Here is a 17,425-nt window from a genome sequence, read left to right as displayed (position 1 = left end):
GCCAAGTTAAATCTTTTTTTAAAGCTGTTAACTCTTTAGCTTGATTAACATAAGTAGTTGATTTTTCTTCATTCTTGTATAATTCAATTCTTTGATTAAGAAAACGATTGAATACAAATCTAGTACAACCGAAGGTTTTATGAATCAAAATCAGTTGTTCCTTATTAGGATATATTCTATATTTGAAAGCTTTATTGATTTTCATAGATTTTCCCACTTCCTTATGTTATAATTATATCGTAATTTAATTTAGTTGTAAAGGAGTTTTTAAGATGAATGATAGTGAATTCAAAAGCAATAGACATTCCATATACAATCTAAAATATCATTTGGTTGTAATAACTAAATATAGGCACAAATGTATTAACAAAGAACTTACTATTTGAAACACCTCCCCAAGTGGAATTAGCAAAATTAGTAAATACTCTGAAGACTGTTTCTTCAAGACTTATTAGGAAAAAGCATAGTGAATATTTAAAAGAATATTACTGGAAACCAGTATTTTGGAGTAGAAGTTATTGCATTTTAACAACTGGAGGAGCAACAATATTGAGAAATATATTCGCTCTCAAGCAGGAGTTAAAGATTAAAAACCGTTCCGATTCATCTCCCTCCTAGTTAGAGGAGGGAGTTTTCTCGAAATATCTAGATAAAATCATCTAAGGTTTTACTTGCCCAATATACTTGTATTTTATCTATCAATACTTTAAAAACAATAATATAATTATCCTTTTCCTTAAATGTTAATATATTCTCTAATTCCTGCTCATCAACATATTTTAAATTATTATATTCGTACATCCTATATTTATCAATTAAAATATTAATTTTTACTCACTCCCTATAGTATTACTTACAACGAACACTTATTTTATCATTTTCTATTAGATATCAAACAGCTTTCTTTATTTATTTCAAATCCCTTTCTTGGGTATTCTGTTTTTAATAATTAAACAAATACCTACTACTAATTTCAATATTGGAGCTAACATTCCTACAAATATACTTAATCTAAAATTTGAAGGATATGATTGCATATTAACAGTAAACAAAGATTGTACCTGAGATAATACACTTGGTATAGCATCAATAACAAATATAATTCCTAAGACAAATAATGTTATACTAAATAACTCTTCATAATGTAAATTAATATTTAACCCATCATTACTATCTTCTCCTATAATAGTAGCAACAATTTTATCAGTAAATATCCATAGCAAAACAGCTATTATTAATATTACAATAAAGTTTACTAAAAAATATGTTAATCCATTTATTCCCAAAACTGCAAATGCATTACTGTTTCCTTTTACACCTGGTAATAATATTAAAGCAATTTCCTTTAATGCTAAAATTGCCTTGATAAAATAATATAATGATATAATCCTTATTAATAATTTCCCTAATTTTCTCATATGTAAAGCTCCCTTATAATTATTTTATACACTGTAATAAATATTACTTATTTTTCGTTCTATTTTCATTTTCAGAATCAGCTAATTTACCCTACTCTTTTTTAACATTGTCCAATTATCGATTGTCTTAAATCCTAATCTATGATATATCTTACCAGCCTTAGGATTATCATAAAACAAACATATTGTCTTTCCTTCTTTAAGGATATCTGTACATAACTTAGCCATACATTCACTAACATACCCATGTTTTCTATATTCTTTTAAAGTAGCTACACCTACTATCATTGCAGAACTTGTATTTTCTGCTGTTGTTTGTGCAATTGAAACCATTTCACCTTTATCATTTTCTATGTAATAAGATCTTCCTGCTTTATTAATAAGCTTAGTCTTTACCCTTTCTGGATCATTTATAATACTATTGAACTCATCTATTGTATTTAGCAAATCACATATTCTCTTGGCATCAGATTCTTTTGCTATTTTTACAATGTTTTTTAGTGGGTCAGCATTTAACTCATCAATATTATTAAGCTCACAAAAATAAGTCTTGGAAATTTTATAATCAGGAAACATTGATTGGAATTTACTAATAATTGAGGATTTCCCTGAAATAACTTTATATTCTTTATAATTCAACATTATATTTACAAAATCAGTATTATCAATATTAGGGTTATTATAATATGGAATAAAACTTTCTCTATACCTTAATAACACACCTTCCATTTGTCCATCATCTGAAAACTGTCCCCACAATTCTTGCATCTCATTATTGAATCCATAAGTTTCAATATCACCTATTATGAATATATTTATAGATGGATCTTCATTCAGAAATTCTAAAACTGTTATTCTATCTTTTTCATGTAATTTTCTAATCATAAAATTCACCTCTTCATTAAATTTTCAGTACATTCATGTCATTTTATTAATAGTACTTATTTCATTATGAAATCAAAATTCCTTATACCACCAATCATACCTGTTGTATTCATAAAATCCCAAATGGGAATAAAAATCATTTTGACCTCCTGTACAATATTTAGCCCCTAGTTTTCTACATTCATTCATCCCCTTACTTAGAATTGCTTTTGCAAGTCCTTTTTTTCTATAATCCGGATGAGTGCAGAGGGGTTCTAGATAAGCTAAATCCATTCTCTTATCATACCAGAATCCACCATAAGCTACATAATCGCCATTAGGAGCAACAACTACATAATTCATTTCTGGAATAAAATGAGGTCCTGTAGCACATATAAGGCTATTAGCAAGATGGTCGCCTTTTATATCTTCCATTTTATGATTAAATCCTAGTTGTTTTGCTATTTGAAGTTTTGCATGATCAACACCATCATGTATGCTAATTATTTTATAACCTTTAGGTAATTCAACTAAGAAATCCTTATTAAGTGGCATATACATACACTTATATGTAATATCATATTTATAATTTTTCTTTTCAATGTATTCTTTAAATTTTGATTCATGTTGAGGAACTTTTACATATAGAAATTCTTTTCCGTCTTCTTTTGTTCCCCGCAAATATTTCTCACTATAATCTAACATTTCTTCTCTTAAAAAATTATAACCGTCAGCAATTTCAAAAAATGCCTCTCCAAGTTGAAATTCTATATGGGCTACCCCTATAATATTCCCTTCATCTTCCCATACACCACTTCTACTCATTGATTTGATATCAGAATACGAATGACAAAAACAATATTCAAATTCAGCAGGTATCATATTGTTATTTACATTATTTGATTTAAAATTATTTACTAACATTTCATAAACGTTGTTATAATCTTGTAAGTATTTAAAATATCTTTGCTGTAACATAATTATCCCTCCTAGACTATTAAATATTTTCAAGTTTATTTCCTTTACTACTACTGTTTTCCCGACACACTAAAATACATTGATTACTCATACCTAATATAACATAAATCAACTATTAATCATAATTATATAATCATTTCCACTCTTCTCTTAACATACCATAAACTACATGACTAACATATTTTTCATTAAGGCATTCAATATTTCTTATGATTCCTTCTTTAATGAAACCTAATCGCTCTGGTATTGCCCTACTTTTATAGTTTTTTTCTGCACATCTTATTTCTACTCTCTCTAATTCATAATTATTGAATGCATCATTTATCAATGCTGTACAACATTTTGTCATTATACCTTTACCCTGATAATCTTCTGCTAGCCAATAACCAATAGAAACATGTTTATGCTGTAGGTTCAAGCATTGCAGTCCAATAACTCCTACAATCTTATCATCATAACATATTGCCGCACTATATCCTTTATTCTCACCATACTGTTTCATACTGGATAATACAAAATCCTTAGTATCCTCTATTGACTTATTAATATAAACCCATGGTAACCATTTTAATAAATATTCTCTATTGTCTTCTATTAGTGAATGTAATTCTTCGGCATCTTTAACATTTAACAATTTCAGCTCTAATTTATCATCAATAATATGTTTAAACATTTACATCCATCCTTTTTAATATTTTACTTATTGCTACCGTTTAATATTTTTTTAGCTTCTCTTATATATTTTCCAACATCCTCTGGTCTATGAGCATCTGAAGCTGTTACTATATCAACTTCATATTCAGATAATATCTTCAATAATTCTTTATTAAGCCCTAGATCTCCATGTCCATAATTAATATGCAAACCACTACTAAATTCTGCTTTCACGTTATTTCTTTTTAATGCTTTTGCTAATTGTATATATACATTAGTTAATTTAATGGTAGGATAATAATCAAAACATTTAATAGAATCTGGATGAGCAAGTATATTAAAAATTCTTGACTCCACTAATTGTATCATTAATTTATAATATCTTTCATAAACTTTATCTATATTGCATTTTCTCCAGTTTTCTTTTGTTTTCTCATGATCAAAACCCCATCCGTCTATCCAATGGATTGACCCAGTTAAGAAATCCCAATCAAAATTAGAAATACACTTTTTAATTTCTTCCTCTTTGTCGGGGAAATAACATATTTCCAAACCAAATCTGACTTCAATAGGAAATTCATATTCTCTCATCTTCGTAATGAAATCTTTATAATCAGTTAATTCTAGCTGCATTCTATTAGATAGCCACTCTGACTGATATGTACCATAATCTTCATGTTCTATAATCGTACCATAAATATTTCTAAATTCCACAAACCTAAATGAATGCTCTAACAAATATAATGCATCAATATCTCTTTTCACTGCATTGGATACTAATTCCATAAGCCATTCTTTAGTATATGGACCTCGTTCCAGATGAACGTGCATATCTATCATTAATATTATTCCTCCTGAATATTGCTAATTAAAAAAGGCTATCCTTTAGTGGACAGCCTTTTTCAACCTCTATTCTTCGTTTTTCTTAGCTTCAACCACTTTCTCTTGAACATCAATAGGTGCTTCATCATAACGCTCAAATTTTTGAGTAAATAATCCTCTACTTTGTGTCATAGAACGAAGGTCTGTTGAATATCCATACATCTCAGCTTGTGGAACTTCTGCAACAATCTCCTGCTTACCTTTAGCAGGATTCATACCTAATACTCGACCTCGTCTCTTATTAAGGTCACCTATAACATCTCCCATATAAGCATCAGGAACAACTACTTTAACAGTAACAATTGGCTCTAACAAAACAGGTGAAGCTTCCACGATACCTTTTTTAAATGCCACTGTTGTTGCAATCTTAAATGCCATTTCTGATGAATCTACAGGGTGATATGAACCATCTACCAATGTAGCTTTGACACCTACTACAGGATAGCCTGCAATAACTCCATGAAGAACTGATTCCTGAAGTCCTTTTTCTACTGCTGGGAAATAATTCTTAGGTACTGAACCTCCGAATATCTTTTCTTCAAATATATAAGGTGTTTCTCGATCTCCTGATGGTTCAAATTCAATATGTACATCTCCATATTGTCCATGTCCACCAGATTGTTTTTTATGTTTACCTTGTACTTTGACTTTCTTTTTGATAGTTTCTCTATATGGTACTTTAGGTTTTTTGAGATCCACACCTACTTTAAACTTAGCTTCTAATTTGCTAATTATAACATCCAAATGCTGTCCACCAATACCGTATAATAATTCTTGGTGGTTCTCTGAATCTAACACGACTTTAATTGTAGGATCTTCCTCCATTAATTTATGAAGGCCAGATGAAATTTTCTCTTCATCTCCTTTTGTTTTAGGAAATACTGCCCTACATGCAAGAGATTCTGGGAAATTAATTCCATCTAATTTAACAGGTCTGCTCTTATCACATAATGTATTTCCAGTACTTGTATTTGATAATTTAGCGACAGCTCCTATATCTCCTGCTCTAATCTCTTTTACTTCTATCTGTTCTTTCCCTCTCAAGATATAAATATGGGAAATTCTTTCACTTCCATCTTTATTAACATTCAAATAATTTGAATCCGCTTTAAATACTCCAGAATAAACTCTAAACAATGATAATCTTCCAATATATGGGTCTACTATAGTTTTGAAAATCAAAGCGCTCATTGGCTCATCTTTGTCACATGTAACTTTTACTTCTTCATTTGTCTCAGGATCTATTGCTTTAACAACTGTATTTTCCTCTTTTGGAGCGGGCATATACTTAAGTATTGAATTAAGTAGTACCTGAACTCCAGTATTAGAAATACCAGAACCACATAATACTGGAACTATTGAGCCTTCGATAACACCATTATGAAGTGCTGTCTGAATTTCTTCTAGAGTAAATTCTTCTCCATCAAAATATTTCTCCATAAGTCCTTCATCACTCTCAGCAACTGCCTCAAGTATCATTTCTCTAACAGGTTCTAATTCATCATTCATACCTTCAGGTATATCACATTGCTCTACATGGTCCTTAACAAATTTTCTTCCTTGCATTTTAACAACATTAACAAAACCTACAAAAGATTCTCCTTCTTTAATAGGAACTTGGAATGGTGCAATACTTTTACCAAAAATTTCTCTTAGTTGTTCTAATACATTCTTAAGATTAGCTTGTTCATCATCCATATCAGTAACAAAAATCATTTTTGGAATTTGCATATCTTCTGCATATTCCCAAGCTTTTTCAGTACCTACCTCAACTCCGGATTTACCAGAAACAACAATTATAGCACTATCAGCGACTCTTGTTGCTTCTTTAGCTTCTCCCATAAAATCAAAATATCCTGGTGTATCTAATAGGTTAATTTTGCAATCTTGCCATTCAATAGGAATACATGACGTGTTTATTGAGAAGCCTCTTTTAATTTCTTCTTTGTCAAAATCACTTATTGTATTCCCTTCTTCAACTTTCCCTTGTCTCTTAGTTATTCCAGCAACGTTTGCCATAGCTTCAATTAAGGTTGTCTTACCGCTTCCACCATGACCTAAGAGTGCAACGTTGCGGATTTGTTCAGATGAGTAGATTTTCATGGAATTTTCCCCCAATCATTGGAATATTTTTTACAAAAATAGTAAATACAACTTAATATTTTTTCATTTCTCCATTGAAAAAATTAAGTTGTTATTAAATTATTGAACTATAACACTAAATACGTGATATATTTAATATTCTACTATAATCATCGATTTCCTTCAATAATTTCAAAAAACATTTATTAATTTTATTAATTTTGCACAAAATAATCTGCCATTCAATAAAATATATTATTGTTCATATTTAACTAACTAATAGAATAATAAAATCGATTGTTATAATATCGCCCCATTATATATCAAAATAATTACATATTATATACAATATTTAAATAATTAAAATATAATTATTATAATAATTATTATTCTGTCAGTTATAAATAACTATTGTCATAATAATATTTGTTTTACTTTGGAGCTTTAAAGTGTTGACATAAAAACCTATTAAGCGTAAAATATATAAAACCATATAAATAAATGGTCATCTGTATATTATATGTATTAATGTTAAAATAATATAATTCATTAATTTATGTTTAATTAATATGAGTTACAATAAACTTTAATTTTTAAATTAATTTACTTATATAATTATAAAAAAATATAGTTTAACAACATAAAAAAAATATATATGATAGAATATACGTATCAAATTAGTGAAGTAGCTAAAACTAAAACTACACATGCTAATTTAAATAATTTTGTGAAGGAGAATATTAAAAATGGTTAATTGCAGAAAAGAAGTTGAGTCATTAAGAGCTTATGTTCCTGGTAAGCCTATAGATGACGTAAAAAGAGAATTCAATTTAGACCACGTTATCAAAATAGCATCTAATGAAAATCCATATGGTTGTTCTGAAAAAGCGAAACAAACCATAATAGAAACATTAAAAACTCCATCTCTCTACCCTGATGGAAACTGTACAAAACTAAGAAATGCTATCGCTAAGAAAATGAATATAGAAACTAATCAACTTGTTTTTGGTGCTGGATCAGATGAACTATTATCAATAATCGGTCGTACTTTCATTGGTCCATCAGATGAAGCAATCACTTGTACTCCAAGCTTCGCTCAATATAGTGCTTCAGTAAATACTATGGGTGGTAAAATAATACAAGTACCATTAATTAATCATACTTATGACCTTAATGGTATTGCCGATCAAGTTACAGATCGTACAAAAGTTATTTTTATTTCTAACCCAAACAATCCAACTGGAACTATAATCACTGAAAAAGAACAACTTGAATTCATCAAGAAAATACCTAATGACATATTGATTGTACTTGATGAAGCTTACTATGAATTTGTATCAGATGAAAGTTATCCAGAATCACTACCTTTATTAGAAGAATATGATAATCTGATCATATTAAGAACTTTCTCTAAGATGTATGGTCTTGCTTCACTACGTGTTGGTTATGGTATAGCACATCCAAAAATCATTGACTATATCAATCGTGTACGTGGACCATTTAATGTAACTACACAAGCACAAGAAGGGGCTGTTGCCGCTTTATCTGATCAAGAATTTGTTAAAAAAGTATATGCAGCTAACAATGAGGTTAAAAAATATACTTATGAAGGACTTGACAGATTAGGTATAGAATATATTGAAGGTCATGGTAACTTCTTGATGATTAACTTCAACAAACCAAGCAAAGAACTATTTGTTGAATTCGAGAAGAAAGGTGTTATTTTAAGACCAGGTTACCTATTTGGCATGGATACATACCAACGTGTGTCACTAGGCACTAAAGAAGAGATGAAAGTATTCTTGGAAGCATGTGAACAAATAATAAAATAGATTATGTACTAGATTAATATTAATTATGATATACTATTAGTATTTGAGGGGCTATCAATATATTTATATTTGCTTAACATGATTATCTCGTTAGCAACTAGAATATTGAGATATCCCCAACGTTTTTTAACTAAAATAATACTGATTCATATACAAAAGGAGGTATAACAGTGATTATTGTAATGAAACCTAATGTTAATAACCAAGATATTAATAAAGTCATAACATTAGTTGAAGAACACGGACTCAAGACTCATTTATCCACTGGTGATCAAATTACTATAATTGGTGTGGTTGGTGATAAATCGAAACTATTAAAATGTAATATTGAATTATTGGATGGTGTAGAAAAAATTGTTCCAGTCACAGAAACTTATAAACTAGCTAATAAGAAATTTAACATGACATCATCTGTCATCAAGGTAAGAGATGTTGAAATAGGTAATAATAATTTCGTAATCATGGCTGGACCATGCGCTATTGAAAATGAAAAGCAAATAATTGAAACTGCACATGCCATTAAAAAATCTGGTGCATCTATACTAAGAGGAGGTGCTTATAAGCCTAGAACTTCTCCTTACTCATTCCAAGGATTAGAAGAAGAAGGATTGAAGTATATGTCAAAAGCACGTGAAGAAACAGGTTTACCTATAGTATGTGAGGTAACCAGTCTTAAATCTGTAGAAACAGCTTACAAATATGTTGATATGTTTCAAATAGGTGCGAGAAATATGCAGAATTTCTATCTCTTGAAAGAAATCGGTAAAACCAATACTCCAGTTCTACTAAAAAGAGGTTTATCAGCAACCATTGATGAATGGCTTAATGCAGCAGAATATATAATGAGTGAAGGTAATTCGAATGTCGTTTTATGTGAAAGAGGAATCAGAACTTTTGAAACAGCTACAAGAAATACTCTTGACATAAGTGCAATACCTATTATCAAGCAAAAGAGTCACTTGCCTATAATTGTAGACCCTAGTCATGCTACTGGAAAAAGAGCATATGTTAATCCTTTATCTAAAGCTTCTGTAGCTGTAGGTGCTGATGGTATCATGGTAGAAGTTCACCCTAATCCTTCAGTAGCTTTATCAGATGGTCCTCAATCATTACCTCCAAAAGAATTTGATGCATTATGTAATGAATTAAGACCTTTTGCAAAACTTGTTGGGAAAATACTATAATGAACATACAAAAAGTTGGTTTTATTGGACTCGGTTTAATTGGAGGTTCATTAGCCAAAGCTATCAAAGACCATTATGAGAACTCAAAAATAATTGCATATGACATTAAAATAACTTCACTTGAAAAAGCTATGAAAGAAAACATTATTGACCAATATACTACTGAAATCAATAATAATTTTCGGGATTGCCAGATTATTTTTTTATGTGCACCAGTGGAAAATAATATACATGCTATGAATAAACTATTACCAATAATCAATAATAATTGTATAATTACTGATGTTTCAAGTACCAAAGAAAAAATAATAACCGCTGCTTTAGATATGAATTGTAATAATTTTATTGGTGGCCATCCAATGACAGGATCAGAAAAAAGCGGAATATCTGCTGCTGATAGGCATTTGTTTGAGAATGCTTATTATATATTAACTCCGCTGCCAGACACGTCAAAAGATAAAATAGATATATTACAAATATTCATTACTGAATTAGGAGCTTTACCTGTTGTAATCGAACCATCTGAACATGATTTTGTTACAGCTACAATTAGTCATGTTCCACATGTTATAGCTTCTACTCTTGTTAATGTGGTATCCAAACTTGATACTCCTGATAAACATATGCATACATTAGCAGCTGGAGGATTCAAAGATATAACAAGAATAGCATCTTCTTCCCCAGCAATGTGGCAGCAAATATGTTTAACTAATAATAAGCAAATAATTAAAGTTATAGATAAATTCCAACAGGAACTTAATATGATAAAAGAAAATATATGTAATTGTGATAGTGAAGCAATACATTCATTCTTTTCTTTATCCAGGGATTATAGAAATACATTCTCAGATAAAAATACTGGATTTATAATGAAATCTTATAAGATCACTGTAGATGTTATAGATAAACCTGGTATCATAGCTGAAATTGCTTCATTATTAAGCAAAAATAATATTAATATAAAAAATATAGGTATTAACAATAATAGGGAACATCAACAAGGTGTCCTTGAAATTATATTCTATGACATAGATAGTCAAAATGAAAGTATAAAACTACTAACAAATATGAACTACAACATCTATATCTAGACTATATAAATTACTGGAGGAAAATATGATTATAAATTCCATAAAAAATATAAAAGGTAACGTATGTGTACCTGGAGATAAATCTATCTCCCATAGAGCAATAATGCTAGGTGCCTTATCAAAAGGAATAACTAATATAAAGGGTTTTTTGATGGGTGAAGATTGTCTAAGTACCATTTCATGTTTTAGAGAAATGGGTATTACTATAGATATTGACGATTCTCTCGTCACCGTTCACGGAAAAGGATTGCATGGTCTAAAAAAACCCAATAAAGAGTTATACGTAGGTAATAGCGGAACTACTCTTAGACTTTTATCCGGATTATTAGCTCCACAAGAATTTGATTGTATTTTAACTGGTGATGATTCAATTAAATCAAGACCTATGAGACGAATCATTGAACCTTTAACCAAAATGGGTGCTAATATAGTTTCTATAGGAAATAATGATAAAGCTCCATTAAAAATTACTGGTTCGAACCTGCATAATATAACTTATGAATCCCTAGTTTCTAGTGCACAAGTTAAATCTTGTATCATTCTAGCAAGCTTATATACAGAGAATGAAACCAAAATAATAGAACCTGCACTATCAAGGAATCATACCGAATTAATGCTTAACTATTTCGGAGGTAATATTACAATACATGATTCTACTATAATCAGTACACCTGTTGCAGAATTGTATGGAAAAGATATTATTGTTCCTGGTGATATTTCATCTGCTGCATTTTTAATAGTAGCTTGTTTAATAACCAAGAACTCTGAGTTACTTATTAGGGATGTCGGTATTAATCCTACCAGAGATGGTATTATTAGAGTACTTAAATCAATGAATGCAAATATATCACTACTAAATGAAAAAGTCATCAATGGTGAATTAGTTGCAGATATTAAAGTAAAATCTAGTAATCTAAAAGGAACAATTATCGATAAAGATATTATTCCAACATTGATTGATGAAATTCCCGTAATCGCTGTAGCTGCTTGTTTTGCTGAAGGTAAGACAATAATTAAAGACGCTGCTGAGTTAAAAGTTAAAGAATCAAATCGTATAGAAGCCATGGTAACTGAATTAAGTAAAATGAATGCTGACATATTGGCAACTGAAGATGGAATGATCATATCACATTCTCCACAATTAACAGGAACAACTGTTAACAGTTATAATGACCATCGAGTAGCTATGTCACTGGCAGTAGCTGGTCTTGCTGCTCAAGGAACAACTGAAATACTTGACAGTAGTTGCATAGATATATCTTTCCCTAGTTTTTATGATCTATTGAAAAACATAAGTAATTTGTAAGTTTTTTAAAAAAACTATTGGAATTAATGTTATTTTGTATTATCATATAGTGTAAAGCTAATATGTTAAATTAAAAGTGGAGGGAATCATATGATTAAGACAACAATAGTTGGATTTGGTGATAGTATTTCAAATGGTTATGGAATTGGTAAGGCTCATAGTTACATTAATAGACTTGAAAAATATATTCCAAGCTACTATCCTTCAATTTACTGGAACATTGTAAATTCTAGTAAAAATGGTATTACCACTAGAGAGGCATTACAGTCTGTTGAAACTTCAGTATTAGTTCATCAACCAAATATTGTTCTAATTCAATTTGGTACTAACGATTGTGCTAATAACAACAAATATAGATCATTAGAAGAATTTGAAGGAAATTTAGAAAAAATTATATGTAGAATAATTGAACATAACAATAGAACAGGTTTAAATAATTGTATACCCATTCCTATTATGATTACACCACCTCCAGTTAATGAAACTATAGCAAAACCACTTAGGAACAATTCAAGATTAAATCAGTATGTACATATAATTAAGACAGTGTCTAAAGATTATAATTGTCCAATTATTGATTTTTTCGGTAAAATGATAAATCAAGATAATTATGAAAAATTCATTTCTGAAGACGGTGTACATTTAAATGAAGATGGATATGATTTATTATTTGATACAGTATTTGCTGAATTTACCAAATACATTAATTTTCAAGGCGTTCTAAAAGAAAGAACAATGGGTAAAATAGATGCTACCCCTCAAAAAAGATAAAATAAAAAATAGAAAGTATAACCTTTCTATTTTATAAAAAAGTTACTATAATTAATAGTAACCTTTTTTCATTTTTATCATAATTTACTTTTATAAAAGTAAAGTGACAAAGTCACGTTACTTCTATAATATGTATACCCGGATATGCCGTTTCCTGAATTTTGATCCCTAACTCACGTTAGGTGGGTGTCCGCAACAGAGCTTTTGTCTTCCCCGCCATAATGAGGGCATGACATCCACTTTGAAATATAGAACTCCCGTATTGCTAATGTAGGTTCAAAATTACAGGATTATCGTACATCCCAGGAGACATCTTGTTTTGTCTTGTTTTGCTGTGTCCTAATTATACTATATATCTTCATATTTTGCAAGAAAATTACTTAAAATATTTATAGTTTTTTTTGTTCATTTTGTCTATAATTGATACTTAGAATATTTATTTTTTGTTTCATATATGATACAAGTAAGTTATTTTAATCATTTCTCTTTTACGTTATTATTATATGCAAAGCTGCTTATACAAATACAATCAAATTTTACCTTTTCAGCATAACTTTTTAAATTGCTTTTAAGAAATAAATAATGTATTATATACAATTGTGAGGAAAATATTTCATAAAAATTTTTTTGAAGGAGATTTACTAATGTCTAATTGTCTTATTGCTCAATCAGGCGGTCCAACGTCAGTAATTAATGCCTCTTTAAGTGGTGTTATTTCTTCATCTATAGAAAATCCTAATATACATACAGTATATGGTTCTATAAATGGAATACAAGGTATTTTAAATCATAACCTAATAAATTTAACATCTGTTTTTGCAGATTCAAAAGATAAATTGGAAATATTAAAGACTACCCCTTCTATGTTTTTGGGTTCTTGCAGATATAAACTTCCAGAAGCAAGTGAAGATGAAACTGAATACAAACTGATTTTTGATATATTAGAACATAAAAAAATCAAATATTTCTTTTATATTGGCGGAAATGATTCTATGGATACTGTATTGAAACTATCTAAATACGCTAAGAATAATAATAAGGATTTAACTGTTATAGGAATACCTAAAACAATAGATAATGATTTATTTGGAACTGATCACACTCCTGGATTTGGATCTGCTGCAAAATTTGTAGCAACTACTCTGCTTGAAATATCTTATGATACATATATTTATGATATACCAAGTGTTACTATTGTCGAAATTATGGGAAGAAATGCTGGTTGGTTGACTGCTGCTGCTGCACTTGCCAGAACTGAACACAATTCTTCTCCTGATTTGATCTATCTTCCAGAAGTACCATTTTCTATATATGATTTCTTAAACAGTCTAAAACAAATTCAAAAAACCAAAAAGAATATAATTGTAGCTGTATCGGAAGGTATAAAAGATAAAGACAGAAATTATATTTCATCTTGTGAGAATTCTTTAGATGATTGTTTTGGACATGCAAAATTAAGTGGAACAGGTAAAACACTGGAACATATCGTAAGTAGATCCTTAGGTTGCAAAGTACGTTCCATCGAACTTAATGTACTTCAAAGAAGCGCAATGCATATTGCATCTTTACAAGATATTAATGAAGCTTTTCTAGTAGGAGCGAAAGCAGTAGAATATGCGGTAAAAGGTATCACAGGAAAAATGGTAACTCTTATAAGAACTAATAATGAACCTTATACATACATTATTGATTATGTAGATATTGAGAAAGTAGCAAATAAAGAAAAATTGATCCCCATAAAATGGATAGCAGAAAACAACGGTGATGTTTCAGAACAACTCATAGAATATATATCACCACTAATATACGGCGAACCTAATATCAGATATAAACAAGGACTACCTGTTTATTTAGATATAAATCACTTAATCAATAAATAAGAATATTTAAGAATCAGGGTCTGTCTTAGTACATAAGATAGGCCCTATTATACTTCTAGTTAAGATTAGTAATGGAAGTAATAGTAACATTCCTTAAATTTTTATCATCCTTTAGATTATAATAAAAAGTATCCACTTTTTTACTGTTATCATCTACAATAATTTTTATTTTAGGTCTCAAACAAGCTTCTTCATAATTTTCAACTACGATACCTTTGTATCTATTACTTAATTCAACACATGTACCAATAGGAAACGGTGCAACTTTTTTAACAAATTTTTTTGTTAAATTAATATCAAACATTACCCCACCATTAGCCATAATATATTCTATTGCTTCCGATGGTAATAAAGCTTCTCTATAAGGTCTAGTTGAAGTCAATGCATCATATACATCAGCTATACAAATTATTCTCCCAAATAAGGAAATATCTTCTTTACATCTATTTAATGGATAGCCAGTACCATCATATCTTTCATGATGCTGCAAAACTCCAATATATGATGATAACGGTATTTCATACGTTTCTTTTAAATAATTATAACCATACTCTGAATGTTTTTGTATGAATTTGTATTCTTCATCAGTTAATTTACCTTTTTTATTAAGGATACTACTATCAATAAACATCTTACCTATATCATGTAATATAGCACCAAGGCCAAGATTATATAAGTTATTTTTATTTAGCCCAACTGAAGTACCAAGAACTATAGAAAGAACTGCGACATTAACGCAATGATAAAATGTATAATCATCAAACATTTTCAAATCAATAAGATTTACTAATGTATCTTTATTTTCAAGTATTTCATCAACTATATTAGTTATCATACATTTAGTTTGATCAATATTATTACTATTTTTTTTAGTTTTTTTATTATCATGTGTTTCTATAAATACATTTTTTACTGTTCTGACTGTATTTCTTCTTAATTCATCAGATATTACATCCTTAACTTCTATATCTGCAGAAATATAATCTTCAACATACAATCCTTGATAACCCATTTCATATATCTTATCAATATATGACTTCTGAATAATACTTCCTTTGCTTAATAATAATTGACTATTCTTATCATACAAACTTTTCCCAACATACATACCTTCCATTAATCCATTAACAGGTACAAATCTCATATATTATGTCACCCCTACTTTGAAGTATACACCCTTAGCTTATAAATTGTATATTTATAGTTTATATTTTTATGTCCATAATATCTATTATTGCATAAACTCAAATAATTTGAATAGTTAAAATGGACTATATAGATTATAACATAATTTTGTTATATTCAATAGTCAATTTAGTAATTTTTTAATTATATATGGTAATATTTTTTTTAACTATTAACATAGTTATTTTACAATAATATGACTTTTTAATTATTTAATAAGTATTATTTTGTAAAGTATCATAGTTCTGATATACTTCAAAACAAATGATTTATACCTATTTTGAAATAATGTCATATAACATGTAGATTATGAAACTTTTACTTGCATAAGTGATTTAAAATAATATATAATGGTAATCTAAGGAAATGTATTTATTACATTTAATGATAATATATTAATAAATGAGGTATCTAGAAATGAACAATATGACTAAATATACAAAAATCAAAAGAGTCGCTCTATCAGGAATTCTAGGTAATATTTTCTTACTTGTCATAAAACTTATTATCGGTTTCTTTACCAAAAGTCAAGCTATGATTGCTGATGGACTCAATAGCGCCGGAGATGTTTTTGCATCAACTATTACTTTTATCGGTAATAAGATATCCTCCACTCCTGAAGATGATGAACATCCATACGGTCATGGAAAAGCAGAATACATATTTTCAATGATAATAAGTTTTTCATTGTTTTTTGTGGCATTTTCAATATTCAAGATGTCAGTCGATTCATTAATAAATAAACAAGAATTCACTTATTCACCATGGCTTATATACGTTGCTTTAGCTGCAATTGTTGTTAAATTAGTACTATTCTTCTATTCTATCAATATCGGGAGAAAATATAACAGCTTGTTAGCTATTGCTAACGCTCAAGATCACAGAAATGATATTTTCCTATCATCACTAACATTACTTAGTGTCATTCTTGGTCATTACAATATCTATTTCGTCGATGGAATAGTTGGTGTTTTAATTTCATTATGGATAGCCTATACTGGTGTCTCAATTTTCAACCAGTCATATTCTGTACTTATGGACACTAATATAGATTCAAAAGTGAAAAAAGAAATGGAAAAACGAATTATGGATATAGAAGGACTTGACCATGTAGATAATATCAACTCCAAACCAATAGGTCTTAATTTTATTTTAATAGTAAAAATATCTGTTGATGCCAATATGACAGTATACGAAGGACACTCCATATCAGCACAGATAAAAAAATCTCTCATGGAATTTGACCATATAGAAGATGTAGTTGTTCATGTTAATCCAGCTCAATATCATAGATAATA

15 protein-coding genes, 1 other RNA gene and 1 pseudogene are annotated in these 17,425 nt (G+C 29.1%); 8 read left to right on the top strand and 9 right to left on the bottom strand.

The features are described from left to right. Positions 1–205 (bottom strand): helix-turn-helix domain-containing protein (locus tag QMG30_RS18030; protein ID WP_281817765.1); only part of this gene is annotated, 205 nt, incomplete at its 3' end. Positions 206–272: 67 nt separating this feature from the next. Between QMG30_RS18030 and QMG30_RS25260 the strand changes: the two are divergent. Further along, positions 273–618: pseudogene (locus QMG30_RS25260) on the top strand (transposase). 296 nt (positions 619–914) lie between these two features. On the opposite strand, the gene QMG30_RS18020 reads toward QMG30_RS25260, so the two are convergent. The 6 genes from QMG30_RS18020 to fusA form a co-directional block, all read right to left on the bottom strand. Continuing rightward, positions 915–1,418, bottom strand: a complete 504-nt coding sequence (locus QMG30_RS18020) for a hypothetical protein (protein ID WP_281817763.1) — start codon at positions 1,416–1,418, stop codon at positions 915–917. A gap of 81 nt (positions 1,419–1,499) precedes the next feature. After that, positions 1,500–2,303, bottom strand: a complete 804-nt coding sequence (locus QMG30_RS18015; RefSeq protein WP_281817762.1) for a GNAT family N-acetyltransferase — start codon at positions 2,301–2,303, stop codon at positions 1,500–1,502. Positions 2,304–2,375: 72 nt separating this feature from the next. Continuing rightward, positions 2,376–3,260: a GNAT family N-acetyltransferase gene (locus QMG30_RS18010; RefSeq protein WP_281817760.1), complete on the bottom strand. Its 885-nt coding sequence runs from the start codon at positions 3,258–3,260 to the stop codon at positions 2,376–2,378. 133 nt (positions 3,261–3,393) lie between these two features. Then, positions 3,394–3,933, bottom strand: coding sequence for a GNAT family N-acetyltransferase (locus QMG30_RS18005; protein ID WP_281817758.1), 540 nt, complete (start codon positions 3,931–3,933; stop codon positions 3,394–3,396). 23 nt (positions 3,934–3,956) lie between these two features. Next, positions 3,957–4,754, bottom strand: coding sequence for a PHP domain-containing protein (locus tag QMG30_RS18000; RefSeq protein ID WP_281817756.1), 798 nt, complete (start codon positions 4,752–4,754; stop codon positions 3,957–3,959). Between the two features lie 69 nt (positions 4,755–4,823). Continuing rightward, positions 4,824–6,899, bottom strand: a complete 2,076-nt coding sequence (fusA, locus tag QMG30_RS17995) for an elongation factor G (protein WP_281817754.1) — start codon at positions 6,897–6,899, stop codon at positions 4,824–4,826. Positions 6,900–7,624: 725 nt separating this feature from the next. Between fusA and hisC the strand changes: the two genes are divergently transcribed. The 5 genes from hisC to QMG30_RS17970 all read left to right on the top strand — a co-directional run bounded on the left by hisC (position 7,625) and on the right by QMG30_RS17970 (position 13,062). Then, complete coding sequence (hisC, locus tag QMG30_RS17990) at positions 7,625–8,710, top strand: histidinol-phosphate transaminase (RefSeq protein WP_281817753.1); 1,086 nt, start codon at positions 7,625–7,627, stop codon at positions 8,708–8,710. A 170-nt stretch (positions 8,711–8,880) separates the two neighbouring features. Next, positions 8,881–9,894, top strand: a complete 1,014-nt coding sequence (aroF, locus tag QMG30_RS17985; protein WP_281817752.1) for a 3-deoxy-7-phosphoheptulonate synthase — start codon at positions 8,881–8,883, stop codon at positions 9,892–9,894. Continuing rightward, on the top strand, positions 9,894–10,985 hold the full coding sequence (locus QMG30_RS17980; protein WP_281817751.1) for a prephenate dehydrogenase: 1,092 nt from the start codon (positions 9,894–9,896) through the stop codon (positions 10,983–10,985). Before aroF ends, QMG30_RS17980 begins: the two co-directional genes overlap by 1 nt. Before the next feature lie 25 nt (positions 10,986–11,010). Further along, entirely contained in the window at positions 11,011–12,291 is a 1,281-nt protein-coding gene (gene aroA / locus QMG30_RS17975) for a 3-phosphoshikimate 1-carboxyvinyltransferase (protein WP_281817750.1), read from the top strand. Between the two features lie 90 nt (positions 12,292–12,381). Continuing rightward, positions 12,382–13,062, top strand: a complete 681-nt coding sequence (locus QMG30_RS17970) for an SGNH/GDSL hydrolase family protein (RefSeq protein WP_281817749.1) — start codon at positions 12,382–12,384, stop codon at positions 13,060–13,062. Positions 13,063–13,193: 131 nt separating this feature from the next. Here the strand turns inward: QMG30_RS17970 and ssrS are convergent. Beyond that, a non-coding RNA gene (ssrS, locus tag QMG30_RS17965) (6S RNA) lies at positions 13,194–13,374 on the bottom strand. A gap of 332 nt (positions 13,375–13,706) precedes the next feature. On the opposite strand from ssrS, the gene QMG30_RS17960 reads away from it, so the two are divergent. Beyond that, positions 13,707–14,942 carry a 6-phosphofructokinase gene (locus tag QMG30_RS17960; RefSeq protein WP_281817746.1) on the top strand — a complete coding sequence of 412 codons (1,236 nt, stop codon included), beginning with the start codon at positions 13,707–13,709 and terminating at the stop codon, positions 14,940–14,942. 55 nt (positions 14,943–14,997) lie between these two features. Here QMG30_RS17960 and QMG30_RS17955 read toward each other — a convergent pair whose 3' ends face one another. Further along, positions 14,998–16,086, bottom strand: coding sequence for an HD-GYP domain-containing protein (locus QMG30_RS17955; RefSeq protein ID WP_281817744.1), 1,089 nt, complete (start codon positions 16,084–16,086; stop codon positions 14,998–15,000). 458 nt (positions 16,087–16,544) lie between these two features. Between QMG30_RS17955 and QMG30_RS17950 the strand changes: the two genes are divergently transcribed. Next, the gene (locus tag QMG30_RS17950) at positions 16,545–17,423 is read left to right on the top strand and encodes a cation diffusion facilitator family transporter (protein WP_281817742.1); all 879 of its coding nucleotides are present in this window, start codon (positions 16,545–16,547) and stop codon (positions 17,421–17,423) included. The last annotated feature ends 2 nt before the right edge of the window (positions 17,424–17,425 follow it).

The organism is Vallitalea longa, from assembly GCF_027923465.1.
Lineage (GTDB): Bacteria > Bacillota > Clostridia > Lachnospirales > Vallitaleaceae > Vallitalea > Vallitalea longa.
This window is presented reverse-complemented; position numbering and strand designations above follow the sequence as displayed.